14 protein-coding genes are annotated in these 15094 nt (G+C 71.7%); 10 read left to right on the top strand and 4 right to left on the bottom strand.

Features of this window, described 5'->3' with window-relative positions; genetic code table 11:
* The first annotated feature begins 25 nt into the window (after positions 1–25).
* Together CPH93_RS12450 and CPH93_RS12455 are read left to right on the top strand one after the other, a co-directional pair.
* Positions 26–856 carry an MOSC domain-containing protein gene (locus CPH93_RS12450; RefSeq protein WP_093484847.1) on the top strand — a complete coding sequence of 277 codons (831 nt, stop codon included), beginning with the start codon at positions 26–28 and terminating at the stop codon, positions 854–856.
* Positions 857–907: 51 nt separating this feature from the next.
* Positions 908–1489, top strand: a complete 582-nt coding sequence (locus CPH93_RS12455) for a DJ-1/PfpI family protein (protein WP_093484846.1) — start codon at positions 908–910, stop codon at positions 1487–1489.
* A gap of 35 nt (positions 1490–1524) precedes the next feature.
* Here the strand turns inward: CPH93_RS12455 and CPH93_RS12460 are convergent, their stop codons facing one another.
* The gene (locus CPH93_RS12460; RefSeq protein WP_096215408.1) at positions 1525–1989 is read right to left on the bottom strand and encodes a hypothetical protein; all 465 of its coding nucleotides are present in this window, start codon (positions 1987–1989) and stop codon (positions 1525–1527) included.
* A gap of 482 nt (positions 1990–2471) precedes the next feature.
* Here CPH93_RS12460 and CPH93_RS12465 point away from each other — a divergent pair, with 482 nt between their 5' ends.
* A complete protein-coding gene (locus CPH93_RS12465) occupies positions 2472–4241 on the top strand; it encodes an acetyl/propionyl/methylcrotonyl-CoA carboxylase subunit alpha (protein ID WP_093484845.1) in 1770 nt (589 codons plus the stop codon).
* A 91-nt stretch (positions 4242–4332) separates the two neighbouring features.
* Here CPH93_RS12465 and CPH93_RS12470 read toward each other — a convergent pair whose 3' ends face one another.
* Entirely contained in the window at positions 4333–5517 is a 1185-nt protein-coding gene (locus CPH93_RS12470) for an alpha/beta hydrolase (protein ID WP_096212879.1), read from the bottom strand.
* Between the two features lie 367 nt (positions 5518–5884).
* On the opposite strand from CPH93_RS12470, the gene CPH93_RS12475 reads away from it, so the two are divergent.
* From CPH93_RS12475 to CPH93_RS12500, 6 genes are all read left to right on the top strand, one after another.
* On the top strand, positions 5885–7153 hold the full coding sequence (locus CPH93_RS12475; RefSeq protein WP_096212880.1) for a hypothetical protein: 1269 nt from the start codon (positions 5885–5887) through the stop codon (positions 7151–7153).
* A gap of 264 nt (positions 7154–7417) precedes the next feature.
* A complete protein-coding gene (locus CPH93_RS12480; protein WP_443031442.1) occupies positions 7418–8560 on the top strand; it encodes a hypothetical protein in 1143 nt (380 codons plus the stop codon).
* Between the two features lie 47 nt (positions 8561–8607).
* Positions 8608–9450: a carbohydrate kinase family protein gene (locus CPH93_RS12485; protein WP_096212882.1), complete on the top strand. Its 843-nt coding sequence runs from the start codon at positions 8608–8610 to the stop codon at positions 9448–9450.
* Positions 9447–10070: a 2'-5' RNA ligase family protein gene (locus tag CPH93_RS12490; protein ID WP_096212883.1), complete on the top strand. Its 624-nt coding sequence runs from the start codon at positions 9447–9449 to the stop codon at positions 10068–10070. The genes CPH93_RS12485 and CPH93_RS12490 overlap by 4 nt, the downstream gene beginning before the upstream one ends.
* Positions 10067–10876, top strand: a complete 810-nt coding sequence (locus CPH93_RS12495) for an inositol monophosphatase family protein (RefSeq protein WP_096212884.1) — start codon at positions 10067–10069, stop codon at positions 10874–10876. Before CPH93_RS12490 ends, CPH93_RS12495 begins: the two co-directional genes overlap by 4 nt.
* Before the next feature lie 209 nt (positions 10877–11085).
* On the top strand, positions 11086–11640 hold the full coding sequence (locus CPH93_RS12500; RefSeq protein ID WP_096215409.1) for a TetR/AcrR family transcriptional regulator: 555 nt from the start codon (positions 11086–11088) through the stop codon (positions 11638–11640).
* A gap of 48 nt (positions 11641–11688) precedes the next feature.
* On the opposite strand, the gene CPH93_RS12505 is transcribed toward CPH93_RS12500, so the two are convergent.
* Both CPH93_RS12505 and CPH93_RS12510 read right to left on the bottom strand, forming a co-directional pair.
* The gene (locus CPH93_RS12505) at positions 11689–12642 is read right to left on the bottom strand and encodes a DeoR/GlpR family DNA-binding transcription regulator (RefSeq protein WP_006603550.1); all 954 of its coding nucleotides are present in this window, start codon (positions 12640–12642) and stop codon (positions 11689–11691) included.
* A 339-nt stretch (positions 12643–12981) separates the two neighbouring features.
* On the bottom strand, positions 12982–14427 hold the full coding sequence (locus tag CPH93_RS12510) for an NAD(P)H-quinone dehydrogenase (RefSeq protein ID WP_093484843.1): 1446 nt from the start codon (positions 14425–14427) through the stop codon (positions 12982–12984).
* Between the two features lie 138 nt (positions 14428–14565).
* Here CPH93_RS12510 and CPH93_RS12515 point away from each other — a divergent pair, with 138 nt between their 5' ends.
* Positions 14566–15003: a gamma-glutamylcyclotransferase gene (locus CPH93_RS12515; RefSeq protein ID WP_096212885.1), complete on the top strand. Its 438-nt coding sequence runs from the start codon at positions 14566–14568 to the stop codon at positions 15001–15003.
* The last annotated feature ends 91 nt before the right edge of the window (positions 15004–15094 follow it).

The following is a 15094-nucleotide window of genomic DNA, read 5'->3' on the forward strand; positions in this document are numbered from 1 at the left end:
GCCGCCCGGGTCGTACGCTGCCCGCATGGCGACCGTAGTCGAACTGATCAGCTACCCCGTCAAGGGCTGTGCCGGCATCCCGGCGGCCGAGGCGGAGCTCACCCCGGCCGGCCTCCGGCACGACCGCAGCTTCATGGTCGTCGGGACGGACGGCGTGTTCCGCAGCCAGCGCAAGGACCCGAAGCTGGCGGTGATCCGGCCCGAGGTCAGCGCCGACGGGACCCGGCTCACCCTGTCGGCGCCGGGAGTTGACCCCCTCCGGTTCGGCATCGACCCCGGCACCGGGACGGCGGACCGGGCCGAGGTCGAGATGTTCGGCACGCCGTACCGCGCGGTCGACCAGGGCGCCGAAGCGGCCGACTGGCTCTCGGAGGTGCTGGGCGCGCCCAGCCGGCTGGTGCGCGTCCCCCCGGAGCACGGCCGGGTGACCGACGGCCTCACCCCCGGCACGTCCGGCTTCGCCGACAGCAGCGCCGTGCACGTCCTCTCCCGCGCCTCCCTCGACGACCTCAACGCCCGCATCACCGCGGCCGGGCGGGCACCGCTGCCGATGAGCCGTTTCCGGCCCAACCTCGTCGTCGACGGCTGGACGGAGCCGGGGACCGAGGACCGGGCGCGGCGCCTGACCGTCGGCGACTGCGAGCTGGGCTTCACCAAGCTCGCCGTGCGCTGCGCCGTGACCCTCGTCGACCAGCGCACCGGCGGCAAGGCCGGACCCGAGCCGCTGCGCACGCTCGCCTCCTACCGGCGGGCGCCCGAGGGCGGGGTGGCGTTCGGCTCGAAGTTCTCCGTGGTGAAGACCGGAAAGGTGGCGGTCGGCGACGCATTCCACGTCACCGACTGGGGAACCGATTGATCCGGAACGACTCGATCGCCCCGATCGACGCCATCGCGAGGAGTGCGCTGCATGCCCAAGATTCTCATCATCGCCGGCGACGCCACCGAGGACCTGGAGTTCTTCTACCCGTACCAGCGGCTGCTGGAGGAGGGCTACGAGCCCCGGATCGCCGCCCCGACGCACAAGAAGCTGCAGTTCGTCGTCCATGACTTCGTCGACAACTTCGACACCTACGTCGAGCGCGAGGGCCACTCCTGGCCGTCCGACCTCGCCCTGTCCGACGTCGATCCGGCCGAGTACGCGGCGCTGGTGCTCCCCGGCGGCCGGGCCCCCGAGTACCTGCGCAACGACGCCGACTACCGGCGCCTCGTGAGCCACTTCTTCGACGCCGACAAGCCCGTCGCCCACATCTGTCATGCGGCGATCACCCTGGCCCCGCTCGGCCTCCTCAAGGGCCGCCGGACCGCCGCCTATCCCGCCTGCGCACCGGACGTGGAGATGGGCGGCGGGACCTTCGTCGACGACTCGGCCGTGGTGGACGGCAAGGTCGTCTCCGCCCGCGCCTGGCCCGACCACCCGGACTGGATGCGCGCGTTCATGGACGTCCTGCGGGAGCACGCCCCGGTGAAGAAGAGCGCCGGGGACCGCTGACCCCGGCGCCCCAACTCGGCCCGGGAGCGAGGGCGTCAGGCAGACGTAGGAGCGGCCGGCGGTACGCCGTTCGGGGGGTTTTCCGCGTTTCCGCGCGCGTCCCCCGGACGGCCCTCCCCGTACGCCACCAGCGTCAGCACCAGCAGCCCCAGCACGACCATCAGCGCGAGGAAGGCGACCCAGCCGGCCAGCCCGACGGCGAGGGCGCCCAGGACGCCGTGCACCACGGCACAGCTGATGAGGCAGATGCGGGCGAAGCCGGCAGGCGCCCGGTCCCGCAGCGCGCTGCGGACCAGGAGGGCCGCGCAGAGCAGCAGATAGAGGCCGAAAACGCCGCCGCCGATCCAGGATCCGGCGGACATCGCGCGCGGCTGGAGCCCGGCCAGGGACATCTGCTGCCGGTCCACGACGATGCTCAGGATCCAGTTGAGCAGCACGATCCCGAACGCCTCCAGGACCAGGACCACCGCCGCGACCAAGGCCACCGGCCGTCGGGCCATCGTCACCCCGTCCACCCACTTCCGCCGTTTTGCCGTGCCCGGTCGCCCAGGTGGGCGCCGGTTTCCGCGTTTTCCGCCGTTACCGCAAGTACAGAAGACATCGGGCACGCTACTAATGGGTAATGCCTGGGGCAAGGGTTCTGCACGGGTGGATACGGACCATGGCGAGCGGCGCGCGGCGGCACGCCGGAGGGACGGAGCCGACCGCAAAGTTTCCTTCGCCCATTCGTAGGGACTCCACAAAGAATTGACGATCCGCAGGACGCCAGAAGCGCGAGACCTAAGCCACACCAGGACTCGAGCCGGAGCCCAGGAATCCGGGCCTACCCTGGGACACCAGGGGACTTAGGTCTCTCACTGGCGCCCCGAGCACACTCCGTGTGGGCAAGCTCACCCCAGGGAACGGGTCGGCACGCGGTGTCGCCAGTCCCTAAAATCGCCGCATCCATAAGTTACGGCGAAGCGCCAAGGAAGGACCCATCGTGCGCAAGGTGCTCATCGCCAACCGTGGCGAAATCGCTGTTCGCGTTGCCCGTGCATGCCGGGACGCGGGGATCGGGAGCGTAGCCGTCTACGCCGACCCCGACCGGGACGCCCTGCACGTCCGCGCGGCAGACGAGGCGTACGCCTTGGGCGGTGACACTCCTGCCACCAGCTACCTGGACATCGCCAAGGTCCTGGCCGCCGCCGCCGATTCCGGCGCCGACGCCATCCACCCCGGGTACGGCTTCCTGTCGGAGAACGCCGAGTTCGCCCAGGCCGTCCTCGACGCCGGACTGACCTGGATCGGCCCGCCGCCCCACGCCATCCGCGACCTCGGCGACAAGGTCGCCGCCCGGCACATCGCCCAGCGCGCCGGTGCCCCCCTGGTCGCCGGCACCCCCGACCCGGTCTCCGGCGCCGAGGAGGTCGTGGCCTTCGCCAAGGAGCACGGCCTGCCCATCGCGATCAAGGCGGCCTTCGGCGGCGGCGGCCGCGGCCTGAAGGTCGCCCGCACCCTCGACGAGGTGCCCGAGCTGTACGACTCCGCGGTACGCGAGGCGGTCGCCGCCTTCGGCCGCGGCGAGTGCTTCGTCGAGCGGTACCTCGACCGCCCCCGGCACGTCGAGACCCAGTGCCTGGCCGACAAGCACGGCAACGTCGTCGTGGTCTCCACCCGCGACTGCTCGCTCCAGCGCCGCCACCAGAAGCTCGTCGAGGAGGCCCCGGCCCCCTTCCTGAGCGACGAGCAGAACGCCGAGCTCTACCGCGCCTCCAAGGCCATCCTCAAGGAAGCCGGCTACGAGGGCGCGGGCACCTGCGAATTCCTCGTCGGCCAGGACGGCACCATCTCCTTCCTGGAGGTCAACACCCGCCTCCAGGTCGAGCACCCGGTCACCGAGGAGGTCACCGGCCTCGACCTGGTCCGCGAGATGTTCCGGATCGCCGACGGCGAAGAGCTCGGCTACGACGACCCGGCGGTGCGCGGCCACTCCTTCGAGTTCCGCATCAACGGCGAGGACCCGGGCCGCAACTTCCTCCCGGCCCCCGGCACGGTCACGAAGTTCGACGCGCCGGCCGGCCCCGGCGTCCGCCTGGACGCGGGCGTCGAGTCCGGCTCGGTCATCGGCCCCGCCTGGGACTCCCTCCTCGCCAAGCTGATCGTCACCGGCGCCACCCGCGCGCAGGCCCTGCAGCGCGCCTCCCGCGCGCTGGCGGAGTTCACCGTCGAGGGCATGGCCACCGCCATCCCCTTCCACCGCGCCGTCGTCACCGACCCGGCCTTCGCCCCCGAACTCACCGGCTCCGCCGACCCGTTCACGGTCCACACCCGCTGGATCGAGACCGAGTTCGTCAACGAAATCCCGCCGTTCACGGCGCCCGGCACCGACGAGGCCGAGGCGGACACCCGCGAGACGGTCGTCGTCGAGGTCGGCGGCAAGCGCCTGGAGGTCTCGCTGCCGTCCTCGCTGGGCATGCCGCTGGCCCGCGCCGCGGTCGCCGGCGGTGCCAAGCCCAAGCGCAAGGCCGCCAAGAAGTCCGGCTCCGCCGCCTCCGGCGACGCGCTCGCCTCCCCGATGCAGGGCACCATCGTCAAGGTCGCCGTCGAGGAGGGCCAGCAGGTCACCGAGGGCGAGCTGGTCGTCGTCCTGGAAGCCATGAAGATGGAGCAGCCGCTCAATGCGCACCGCTCCGGCACCATCAAGGGCCTGACCGCCGAGGTCGGCGCCGCCCTCACCTCCGGCGCCGTCATCTGCGAGATCAAGGACTGACGCGACACCGTCCGACAGACGCGAGGGGCTCCCGGCACATCCGCCGGGAGCCCCTCGCGTCTACCGGGAGCCCTCCGCCCGGCTGTCACGGCTAGGAATTCCCCACCACATCCTCCGGGAACGTCAGCGAACGGCTCATCCACTGCAGCGCCGTGGGAAGTTCACGCCGCCAGGTGGCGAAGTTGTGGCTGCCGTGGTCGAGCACGACGGACTCCGCCTTCATCGGCGGCTTGACGGCCGCCAGAAACGCCCTGGCCGCCGGGTAGTTCTTCTCCCCGCTGCGGCTCGTGCCGACAAGGACGTCCACCTGGGGTGCGGGCAGATGCCGCAGCCGCCACATCAGATCGTGCTCCTGACGGCGGCGGGCCCGGTCCCGGCCGTCACCGAAGAGATTGCCGGTGGTGGGATCGTCGGCGACCTTGTAGTCGGGCGAGAGCGCGGCCGCCGAGGTGTACGTACGGTCGTGCCGCATGGCGAGCTGGAGGGCGCAGCTGCCGCCCGAGGAGTACCCCATCACGCCCCAGCCGCCGGGGTCGTGGCCGACGCGGTAGTGCGACCGCAGCGCGTCCGGCACATCGCGGGCGAAGAACGTCTCGGCCTGCGGGCCGCCGGGCACATCGACGCACTGGGTGTCGCGCGGCGGGGCGATGGTGGGCCGCAGCATCACGATGACCGTCGGCTGCATCCGCCCGTCCCGGATCAACTGCGCAGCGGTCTGCGGCAGCCGCAGGTGCTGGCCGAGCAGAAAGGTGCCGCCCGGATAGCCGCTGAGCGCGACGATGACGGGGAACCGCTGGCGGGCGTACTGCGGCTGGAAGTACTGCGGCGGCAGATACACGTACGCCGGGTCCACCGCCCGGGTCCGCTTGCCGACGATCCGTACGGACTCCACCCGGCCGGAGGTCGCCGGTGGGCCCTTCGGCAGTCCGTGCACCTTGTCCAGACCGTCCGGCCCCGACGCCTGCACCAGGCCCTTCGACGGGTCGCCGACCGGCCCGGCCGCACCCCCGTCGCCCCATTTGCCGACGGCGCCCGGCGCATCGTCGTAGAGCCCGAGCAGCTCGTGCCAGGAGGCGTAGAACTGGAAGTTGGCGTTCACGGCGAGGCCGAGCGCCGCCACGATGGCCAGCTGCGTCCCGGCGATCACCCCGAGCCGTCCGAGCAGCGGCCGCACCCCGCGCCCCGCGAACCGCGGCCACAGCCAGAGGGTCAGTCCCACGCAGACCACGGCGGCCGCGGCCATGGCGTACAACAACGACCGGCTGGTCAGTCCCATGACGATCCCCAGATGTCCGCGCCGCGGCCCGCTCCCCCGGCGGCCTGCCACGACGTAATCCCGGGCCTCCGGAACATCCCCGAAGACCTCATTCCGCCTGGTTTGATGGCTCGTACGGGGGCGGCGTTGCGGGCCCGGCGAGGTGTTCGGACGCCCGACTCCTGCGGTATGCCGGGACTTCACGCACCGTCCCCCGGGCAGACACGGGACGGTTCGCGGGAACGCCGGTTCACGGGAACGCCGGCGGGGGCACGTCACCGGGAGAACCACACCGCCCGCCAAAACGGAACAACAACGGGCCCGCGCCACCCTCAACGACCGCCCGGCCCCGGGGCCGCCGTCCCCACCCAAGGAGACAACCGACACCGTGACCACGGAACTCCGCCACCTGACGGGCGCCCGCCAGGCCCTCACCGTCATCCTCCCCGTACGGCTCCCCGCCCCGCCGGCCTGGGAGCAGGGGCCGCTGCCGTTCGAGCTCGGCAGCCGCCGTGCCGACACGACCACCCGGCAGACCTACTTCACCCCCTCCGCGGCCCGCGTCCTCTACGGAACCCCCGAACGCCCCTGCCGCTGGCACCGCTTCGAGAACCGCACCCACGGCCCGCTGCACCTGCACGGCATCGAACTGCTCCGCACCGCCACCGCCCGCCACCCCGGAGCCGCCCTGGCAGTCCTGCACTTGCTGGTCGAGGGCCCCGCGCTGCTGGAAACCCTGCGGGCCATCGGCCACCGCCACGCGGCGGGCCCCGACCCCCTGGACGGGCCGCTGGCACCGGAGACCCTCCTGGCGGGCGTCGCCGTCCCCGAAACCTCCGGGGCGCCGTTCGCCATCGCCCGCCCCTACACCATCGCCTTCCTCACCCCCCAGGCCGCGCACACCCCGGCCCTGCGCCGGGGCGACCGGCTCCCCGCCACCGCCGACCAGTGGCTGTGGTCCCTGGCCTCCCGCTCCACCGCCGCCGACTTCCCGCTGGCACCGGAGCTCATGCCGTCCCAGATGGAACACGCGGTACGGATATCCGCCGACTGGAGCGCCCTCGTACTCCGGCACGGCGCGGCCTTCCTCGGCCACCGTCCGGACGGCGGCGACGGCGACTTCTACGACTTCGGCGCCGTGCACCACCGCACCATCTACCTCGACGCCCTGCTGCTCGGCACCGTCCAGCGCGACCACATCGACGAACTCACCGAGGCCCTCTCCGGCGTCTTCGACGGCCCCAAACTCGGCGCCCGCGTCACCGCGCTGGAAACCCAGATCGCCGCCTTCCGCAGCACCTACTGGCGCCAGCACCTGACCGCCCACGGCCCGGCCAACGAACTCCTCCTCGCCTACCAGGCCCAGTACCGCCTCCCCGACCGCTTCACCGAAATCCTCGCCGAGGCGGCCGACTACGCCCGGCTCGTCCAGACCCAGGACAACCAGCAGATCGCCGGCGCCCTGGGCGTCCTGACCATCCTCGGCCTCCCCCTGGGCACCGCCCTGAGCATCCTCCAGGTCCTCGACGACCACGCCCCCACCCACCTCCTCCTCGCCCTCACCACCGCAGCCCTGGCCACCGCCCTCGCCTTCACCACCCGCTACGGCCGGCTCGTGCTGTCGTCGCTCCGGAACAGGGTGGGGCGCGGGAGGTGAAGTCACCGTGCGCCCCGGAGCGCCCCGTATGCCGCCCCGAGCGCCCCGTATGCCAGCAAGTGGGCCCCGGGAACGGCTGGTTGAGGCCCACGCCCCTTGGTACCGTGATCAAAAACTGCCGAAGAGGACACGGACGACGTGACGGTCAACGGGGGAGAGTCGCTCCGGCTCTACAAGAAGGCGTTACGGTACGCCGAGACGGACCCAGAGGTCTTTCTCGGGACAGCGAGGAGAGCGGCGGAGTCGATCCTCTTGGATATCGCCATGCAGGAAGCGGTTGGCTCCAAGCCGACACTTGAGTCCTTATTGACGGTGCTGGCCGGCAAGGGACTCGTTCCCCCCAAGGTCGTACTCGCCGTGCGAACCATTCAGAACTACGGGAATTACGGCAGCCATGCGCAAAACGCTGCCGGCGAGGAAATTTCCGCGGAGGACGTCAGACCGTGCCTCAACGCCCTGACGCAACTGGCGGTCTGGTACGGGCAGACGAGCAAGGCACTGGCCGAGGACGAGGCGCGGCAGGGGCTGGCGGCCGTCCAGCACGCCACCAGCACCTCACGCATCGCCGACTCGTCCCTGATCGTGGTGAAGGCGCTCCTCCTGGGCTGCGGCTTCGAACAGCTGCTGGCGCAGCGCAGCCACCGAATGGTGCAGGTCCAGCTGCCCTGGTCGGACCATCTGGTCACGGACGTCTCCCAGCGGCTGCTCGACTTGGCGATCTACAACGAGCAGCGGGTGCTGCGCCTGCGCGAAAAGCACGAGGAGATCAGGTCCCAGGTGATCCCCATCGGACGCATGGGCTACTCGATGGGCGGCCGGAATTTCTATCTGCTCGCCGCACGCAACGGCCGCTGGGGAAACACCACTCCGGCCGAATTCCTGGCGAACCCGGCCGGCGCGCAGATCGCCGTCCCCAAACTGAGCGATATGTTCGACAACATCCTGGCGGCATTCTCGACCGACGAGGCGGGACTGCGGGACATGGGTGTGGAGATTCTGGATGTGCCGCACCATCTGGGCCTTGAACTCTTTCACCTGAACAAGGACGTACTTGCCGTCGGCGGCCAGAATCTGCGGATGCACGCGCGGGACAACGCCGGCTACTTCGAACTGCTCAACTCCGAAATGCTGCCGCCACAGGCGCAGGAAAGACTGCGGTCGGCGGCCTCGAACGTCCTCATCGCCAACCACTCCTGGCTCGCCGAGATGCGGGCCCAGCCCGCCGAGCTCCACCGCGAACTCATGCGCTGCTTCCACGAACTGAGCGCGGAGAAGGCCCGCTTCGAGGACGTGGTGAAGGACCTGGTCACCCACGCCTCGTTCCCGCAGGAAAGCAGCCTCGCCAGCAGGGAACGGCTGGTGCGCCACGTCCTGTTCGAAAGCTACCGGCTGGGAGAGCCGTGCTAGAGGGCGACCGGCCCCCCGGCCCCTCGGCGTCCCGGGAGCCGCGGCGGGTGCTCGTCGCCGGCGGTACCAACTTCGACATCATCGTCCGGGCCGACCGGCTGCCCGAGGAGCACGAGAAGCTGCGGGGCGGCGAGTGCGCTGCGTCGCCGGGAGGATCGGCGGCCAACACCGCCCTGGGCCTGGCCCGGCAGGGCTGCGCGGTCCGGCTGGTGTCCGCGGTGGGCGACGACGCCCTGGGCAGAGTGTGCCTCGACGAGCTGCGCGCCGGAGGCGTGGACACCTCGCTGACCCGGGTGGACCCGGCCACCCGGACCGGTATGGCGATCGTCCTGTCCGCCGGCGCGGGCAAAAGAATGATGACGTTCGCCGGAGCGGACCGGGACGCCGCGATCGGCGCGGTCACCGAGGACGACCTCCGCGCCGTGGACCACGTCCACGTCGTCGGCGAACCCACACCGCCCCTCGTCCGGCTGGCGCGCCTCGCCCGCCGGTGCGGCCGCCCGGTATCGGTCGAATGGAACGGCAGGGACATGAGCGTCCTCGCCGGCGAGGCGACCCTGCATCTGATGAACGCGGACGAGGCCCACCGGCTGCCGAGGAGGGCGCCGGGCAACGACGCGGCGGCCACGGCCCGGCAATACGCCGACGCGCTGCCCGGTGAGGTGATCGTGACCCTCGGCCCGGAGGGGGCGCTGTGGGCCTCACCCGGCCGCCGGACGCTGCACGTACCCACCACTCCGGTGGCGCCGGTGGACCGGACCGGCGGCGGCGATGCCTTCAACGCCGGTGTCATCGCAGGGTGGTTGAGCGGAGAATCGCCGGAAACCTGTCTGCGCCGGGGCCTCGGCGCAGCGATACACGTGATCACGAAGATAGGAGCTCATCCGTGACCAGATGGCTTGGCATCGCCCTGCTTCCGAGCGCGGAGCACGTACACCGCGCGATCAGGATGCAGCAGGAGATCGGCGGTGACCACGCGCTGCGTCCCAGCCTGACCGCCGACGGAAACCTTCCGCACGTCACCGTGTTCCAGGGCCCGTTCACCGACTCCCTCGACCCGGAGACGGAGCTGGAGAAGATCGGCGGCACGCTGGCCCTGCCCAAGGAACTGCGGCTCGCCGCCACCGGCATCGTCTACCAGCCCACCGGATGGGTCTTCCTCGCCCTGGAACGGCCACCCCTGCTGGAACGGCTGCAGACGGCCGCCCTCGACGCCCTGGACGCCCACCTCGACCGTCAGGCGATCGGCACCAAGGACACCTCGCGCTTCTCGGAGAGCGAGCGCGCCAGCTTCGCCCGGTACGGCTACCGGTACACCGGCGACGCCTACGCACCCCACATCACCCTGGGCCGCGCCGAGGAACAGATCGCCCAGGAGGTGGTGCGCCACGCGCCCCGGCGCACGTCCCTGCCGTCCCAGTGGACCTTCGACCGGCTCAGCTTCTACGTGATGGGGGAGCACGGCGCCCATGCACAGACCCTGACGGAGCGGCCACTGGACCCGGCGTGAGGGACCTCACCGCTCTACTCGCCGTCGCCGAACAGGCCGTCGACGCCGGATGCAGCTGGCTGGCCCGCGCCGGCGAAGAGTGGTCGGCCCGTTCCTTCAAGCCGTCCGGGGAAGAAGTGACGGCGGCGGACGTCGAGGTGGAGCGCGTGGTGTCGCAGGTACTGCGGCGGCTCTCCCCCGGCATCCCGGTCATCGGCGAGGAGTCCGCCACCGGCCGCCCGCTGCCCCCGCGGTGCTGGCTGCTGGACCCCATCGACGGCACGATGAACTTCGCCCGGGGCGCTCCCTTCCACGCCCTGTCCCTCGCGTACGCCGAGGACGGCGCACCGCTGCTGGGAGTGATCGACGCCCCGGCCCTCGGCCGCCGCTGGCGCACCGGCGCGCACGGCGGCCCGACCCGGGCGCCGGCCCGCGCCCGGACGGTGAGCGAGGCGGTCGTCGGGATCACGGGGACCGGGTCCGGGGAGGCCCGCCTCGTCCGGCGCATCGCGCTGCTGCAGAGCGCGGCCTACCGGATCCGGATGCAGGGGGTGATGAGCCTGGACCTGGTGGGAGTGGCGGAGGGCTGGCTGGACGCCTGTCTGTGCCTGGGGCCCGAGCCCTGGGACGTGGCCGCCGGCACCGCCCTCGCCCGGGAACGGGGGAAGACGGTCCTGGGTGCGGGCGGCGGGGAGTTCGTCCTCGGCTCGCCGGTCCTCGTGGCGGGTGAGGAGGCGCTGGCGCGGCAGATTCTCGGCATGTGGGAGGCACCGCCGGCCGGTGCGGGCCCCGACACGACAGAACTCCGGGCGCCGGAACAGCCATGACGGCGACCCCGCCCGCATCGGGCCCCGCACGCGAGCGCCCCCACCGGGAACCCCCCGAGCCCCCACCCCGCAATGGCATCCTGGAGCCACCGGGCCGCGACCGGCCGGGTCGAGGGAGGACGGCGATGGCGACCGAAACGGCAGGGCAGCGGCAGGCGGCGCAGGGGCCGGTGGCGTCCGCACCGGTGCGGACGCAGGACGTACGGCCCATGCGGGCCGATGCGCGCCGCAACTACGAGCGGCTGCTGGCCGAGGCCCGTACGGCGTTCACCGCGCACGGCACGGACACCTCGCTGGAGGACATCGCGCGCCGCGCCGGCGTCGGCATCGGCACGCTCTACCGGCACTTCCCCAACCGGACCGCCCTCATGGGCGCGGTCTTCCAGGGCGAGGTGGACGCGCTGCTGGCCTACGCCAGGGAGCTGGCCGACGCGCCGCAGCCGTGCGCCGCGCTGGTCGCCTGGCTGCGCGCGATCATCACCCACGCCAGCATCTACCGCGGGCTGTCCCGTGCGCTGATGACGGCATCGTCGGACGAGAACTCGGGGATGGCGCGGTGCTGCGTGCCGATGCGGGAGGCCGGCGATGCGCTGCTGACCCGCGCCCAGCAGGCCGGGGCCGTACGCCCCGACGTGAGCATCGGCGACCTGATGCAGCTGACCAACGGCATCGCGCTGGCCGTCGAGGAATCCCCGGACGACCCCCAGCTCGCCGACCGGCTGCTGACGCTCACCCTCAGCGGGCTGAAGGGGGACAAGCGCTGACGGTGCCGGTGCGGCGCGCCCGGCGGGCGCGCCCCCGGCTCCTGCGTTTCAGCGCCGCCGTGGGGCGAGATCCGCGACCCGGCCGCCCGAGGCCTCGGTCAGTGAGGGGGCCGAGCGGAGCTGTGGCCCCCCGCCCGCGGCGCCCGGAGGATGGCTGCGGCGCTGCCCCGGCAGCGGGACGTCCCGCCGGGGGCCTCTTCGGTCTCCCGCGCCGCCCTCCATACCCGGCTGCCCCGGCCCGTGACCGGTGGCGCCCGAGCCGTTGGCGACGGCGATCTGTACGCCCTGATCGGCCAGCGCCTGGAGTTCCGTGGCGGCACGGTCGTCATGACCCGGCGGCTCGTCGGTGACCAGCCGCGTGATCACATCCGTCGGCACGGTCTGGAACATCGTGTCGGAACCGAGCTTGGTGTGGTCGGCGAGCACCACCACCTCCCCCGCGGCCTGCACCAGCGCCCGGTCGACGCTGGCGGAGAGCATGTTGGACGTGGACAGCCCGCGCTCGGCGGTCAGCCCACTGCCCGACAGGAAGGCGCGGGACACCCGCAGCCCCTGGAGGGACTGTTCGGCACCGCTGCCGACCAGCGCATAGTTGGAGCCGCGCAGGGTGCCGCCGGTCATCACGACCTCGACGCGGTTGGCATGGGCCAACGCCTGGGCAACGAGCAGGGAATTGGTGACGACGGTCAGGCCGGGCACCCGGGCGAGCCGGCGGGCCAGCTCCTGGGTGGTCGTTCCCGCCCCGACCACGATGGCCTCGCCCTCTTCGACGAAGCCCGCGGCGAGATCGGCGATGGCCGTCTTCTCCGCGGTCGCTAGATGGGATTTCTGTGGGAATCCGGATTCGCGAGTAAAGCCTCCCGGCAGGACCGCACCACCGTGCCGGCGGTCCAGCAGTCCTTCTGCCTCCAGCGCCCGCACATCCCGCCGTACGGTTACTTCGGAGGTCTGGACGACGCGGGCGAGCTCCCGGAGCGATACGGCTCCGTTGGCGCGCACCATTTCAAGGATCAATTGGCGACGTTCTGCAGCGAACACGAAACTGACAGTAACGCCAACGACCGTCTGTTTTCAGCAGGTTGCACCAATTAACGGAAGTTGTTCACACCGCGGAGCGTGACGTGGTATGCGGTGTGCATATGTCGTGCGGATGTCGAACTGCCGGGCGGTAGGACCCGCTTGCGGCCTGGTCAGCCGCCCTGCCGGCCGCCACGACGGCGGGCGGCCCGGAAGGGACGGTTCCCGGCCGGCGCAGGGACGTTTCATCCACAGTGCTCACCGGGAGCACAAACATGCGAATCGACCGCCCTCATCCGCCGCCTGCCGTCCGGTCACCGGCTGCTACTCGCTGCCCGTCTTACGGGTGTGCAGCTGGCGGGCGACCTCGGCGATCGAGCCGGACAGCGACGGGTAGACCGTGAAGGCGCTGGCGATCTGCTCGACGGTCAGATTGTTGTCGACCGCGATCGAGATCGGGTGAATCAGCTCGCTGGCGCGCGGCGAGACGACCACACCGCCGACCACGATGCCGGTGCCGGGGCGGCAGAACAGCTTGACGAAGCCGTCGCGGATGCCCTGCATCTTGGCGCGCGGGTTGCGCAGCAGCGGGAGCTTGACGGCCCGGGCGTCGATCTTGCCGCTGTCGACATCGGCCTGGGAGTAACCGACGGTGGCGATCTCCGGGTCGGTGAAGACGTTCGCGGAGACCGTCTTGAGGTTCAGCGGCGTGACCGCGTCACCGAGGAAGTGGTACATCGCGATCCGGCCCTGCATCGCAGCGACGGACGCCAGCGCGAAGACGCCGGTGCAGTCACCGGCCGCGTACACGCCCGGGGCGGTGGTGCGGGAGACCTTGTCGGTCCAGACGTGGCCGGACTCCCTGAGCTTGACGCCGGCCGCTTCCAGACCGATGTCCGCGGTGTTGGGGATCGAGCCGACCGCCATCAGACAGTGCGTACCGGAGATCGTGCGGCCGTCGGCGAGGGTGACCTCGACACGGTCCCCGACCCGTTTGGCCGACTGGGCCCGCGAGCGCGCCATGACGTTCATGCCGCGGCGGCGGAAGACGTCCTCCAGTACGGCGGCGGCGTCCGGGTCCTCCCCCGGCAGCACGCGGTCACGGGAGGAGACGAGGGTGACGCGGGAACCGAGCGCCTGGTAGGCGCCGGCGAACTCGGCGCCGGTGACACCGGAACCGACCACGATCAGCTCTTCGGGCAGCTCGTCGAGGTCGTAGACCTGCGTCCAGTTCAGGATCCGCTCGCCGTCGGGCAGCGCGTCGGGGATCTCGCGGGGGTGCGCGCCGGTGGTGATCAGCACCGCGTCCGCGATCAGGCCCTCCGAGGTGCCGTCGGCGGCGGTGACCGTCACCTTGCGGGAACCGTCCGGCGCCTGGCCCGGCTCCAGCCGGCCGCGGCCGCGCATGACCCGGCCGCCCGCGCGGGTCACCGAGGCGGTGATGTCATGCGACTGGGCGAGCGCGAGACGCTTGACCCGTCGGTTGACCTTGCCGAGGTCGACGCCCACGACCCGGGCGGGCCGGTCCACGTGCGGGGTGTCGTCCTCGACGATGATGCCGAGCTCCTCGTACGACGAATCGAAGGTGGTCATCACCTCGGCCGTGGCGATAAGAGTCTTCGACGGCACGCAGTCGGTGAGCACCGACGCCCCGCCCAGACCGTCGCAGTCGACGACGGTCACCTCCGCGCCGAGAGAGGCGGCCACCAGGGCCGCTTCGTATCCGCCGGGTCCGCCACCGATGATCACGATCCGAGTCACGTACTCCATTGTCCCGCACGCCCGTACGGCGCTCACGCCCGGGGGCGCACTGCCGCGCTGACCGGCACCGGGACGCGCCGACCGAGCACGTGGTGCGAACCTCCGGTACCACGAGTCCGGCGGGCAACCTCCCGTACCCTCGGAACCATGTCGCTCTACGCCGCCTACGCCGGCAACCTCGACGCGCGGCTGATGTCCCGCCGCGCACCGCACTCGCCGCTGCGCGGCACCGGCTGGCTCAACGGCTGGCGGCTGACCTTCGGTGGCGAGCAGATGGGCTGGGAAGGCGCACTGGCGACGATCGTCGAGGCCCCCGCCTCCCAGGTCTTCGTCGCGCTCTACGACATCGCGCCCATGGACGAGGAGTCAATGGACCGCTGGGAGGGCGTCGGCATGGACGTCTACCGCCGGATGCGGGTGCGGGTGCACACCCTCGACGGCGACGATGCGGCGTGGCTCTACGTCCTCAACGGCTACGAGGGCGGCCTGCCGTCGGCCCGCTACCTGGGCGAGATCGCCGACGCCGCAGAATCCGCCGGCGCCCCCCACGACTATGTGATGGAGCTGCGGAAGCGGCCTTGTTGAGGGGTGGGGGTTCGGCGTCGGGTGGGGGCGCGGGTCAGGGGGCGGTTGGCGCAGCCGAGAAGGGCCAAGTGGGTGGGGCTCACGGCCGAGG

It is taken from the genome of Streptomyces sp. 2323.1, from assembly GCF_900221035.1.
GTDB lineage: Bacteria > Actinomycetota > Actinomycetes > Streptomycetales > Streptomycetaceae > Streptomyces > Streptomyces sioyaensis.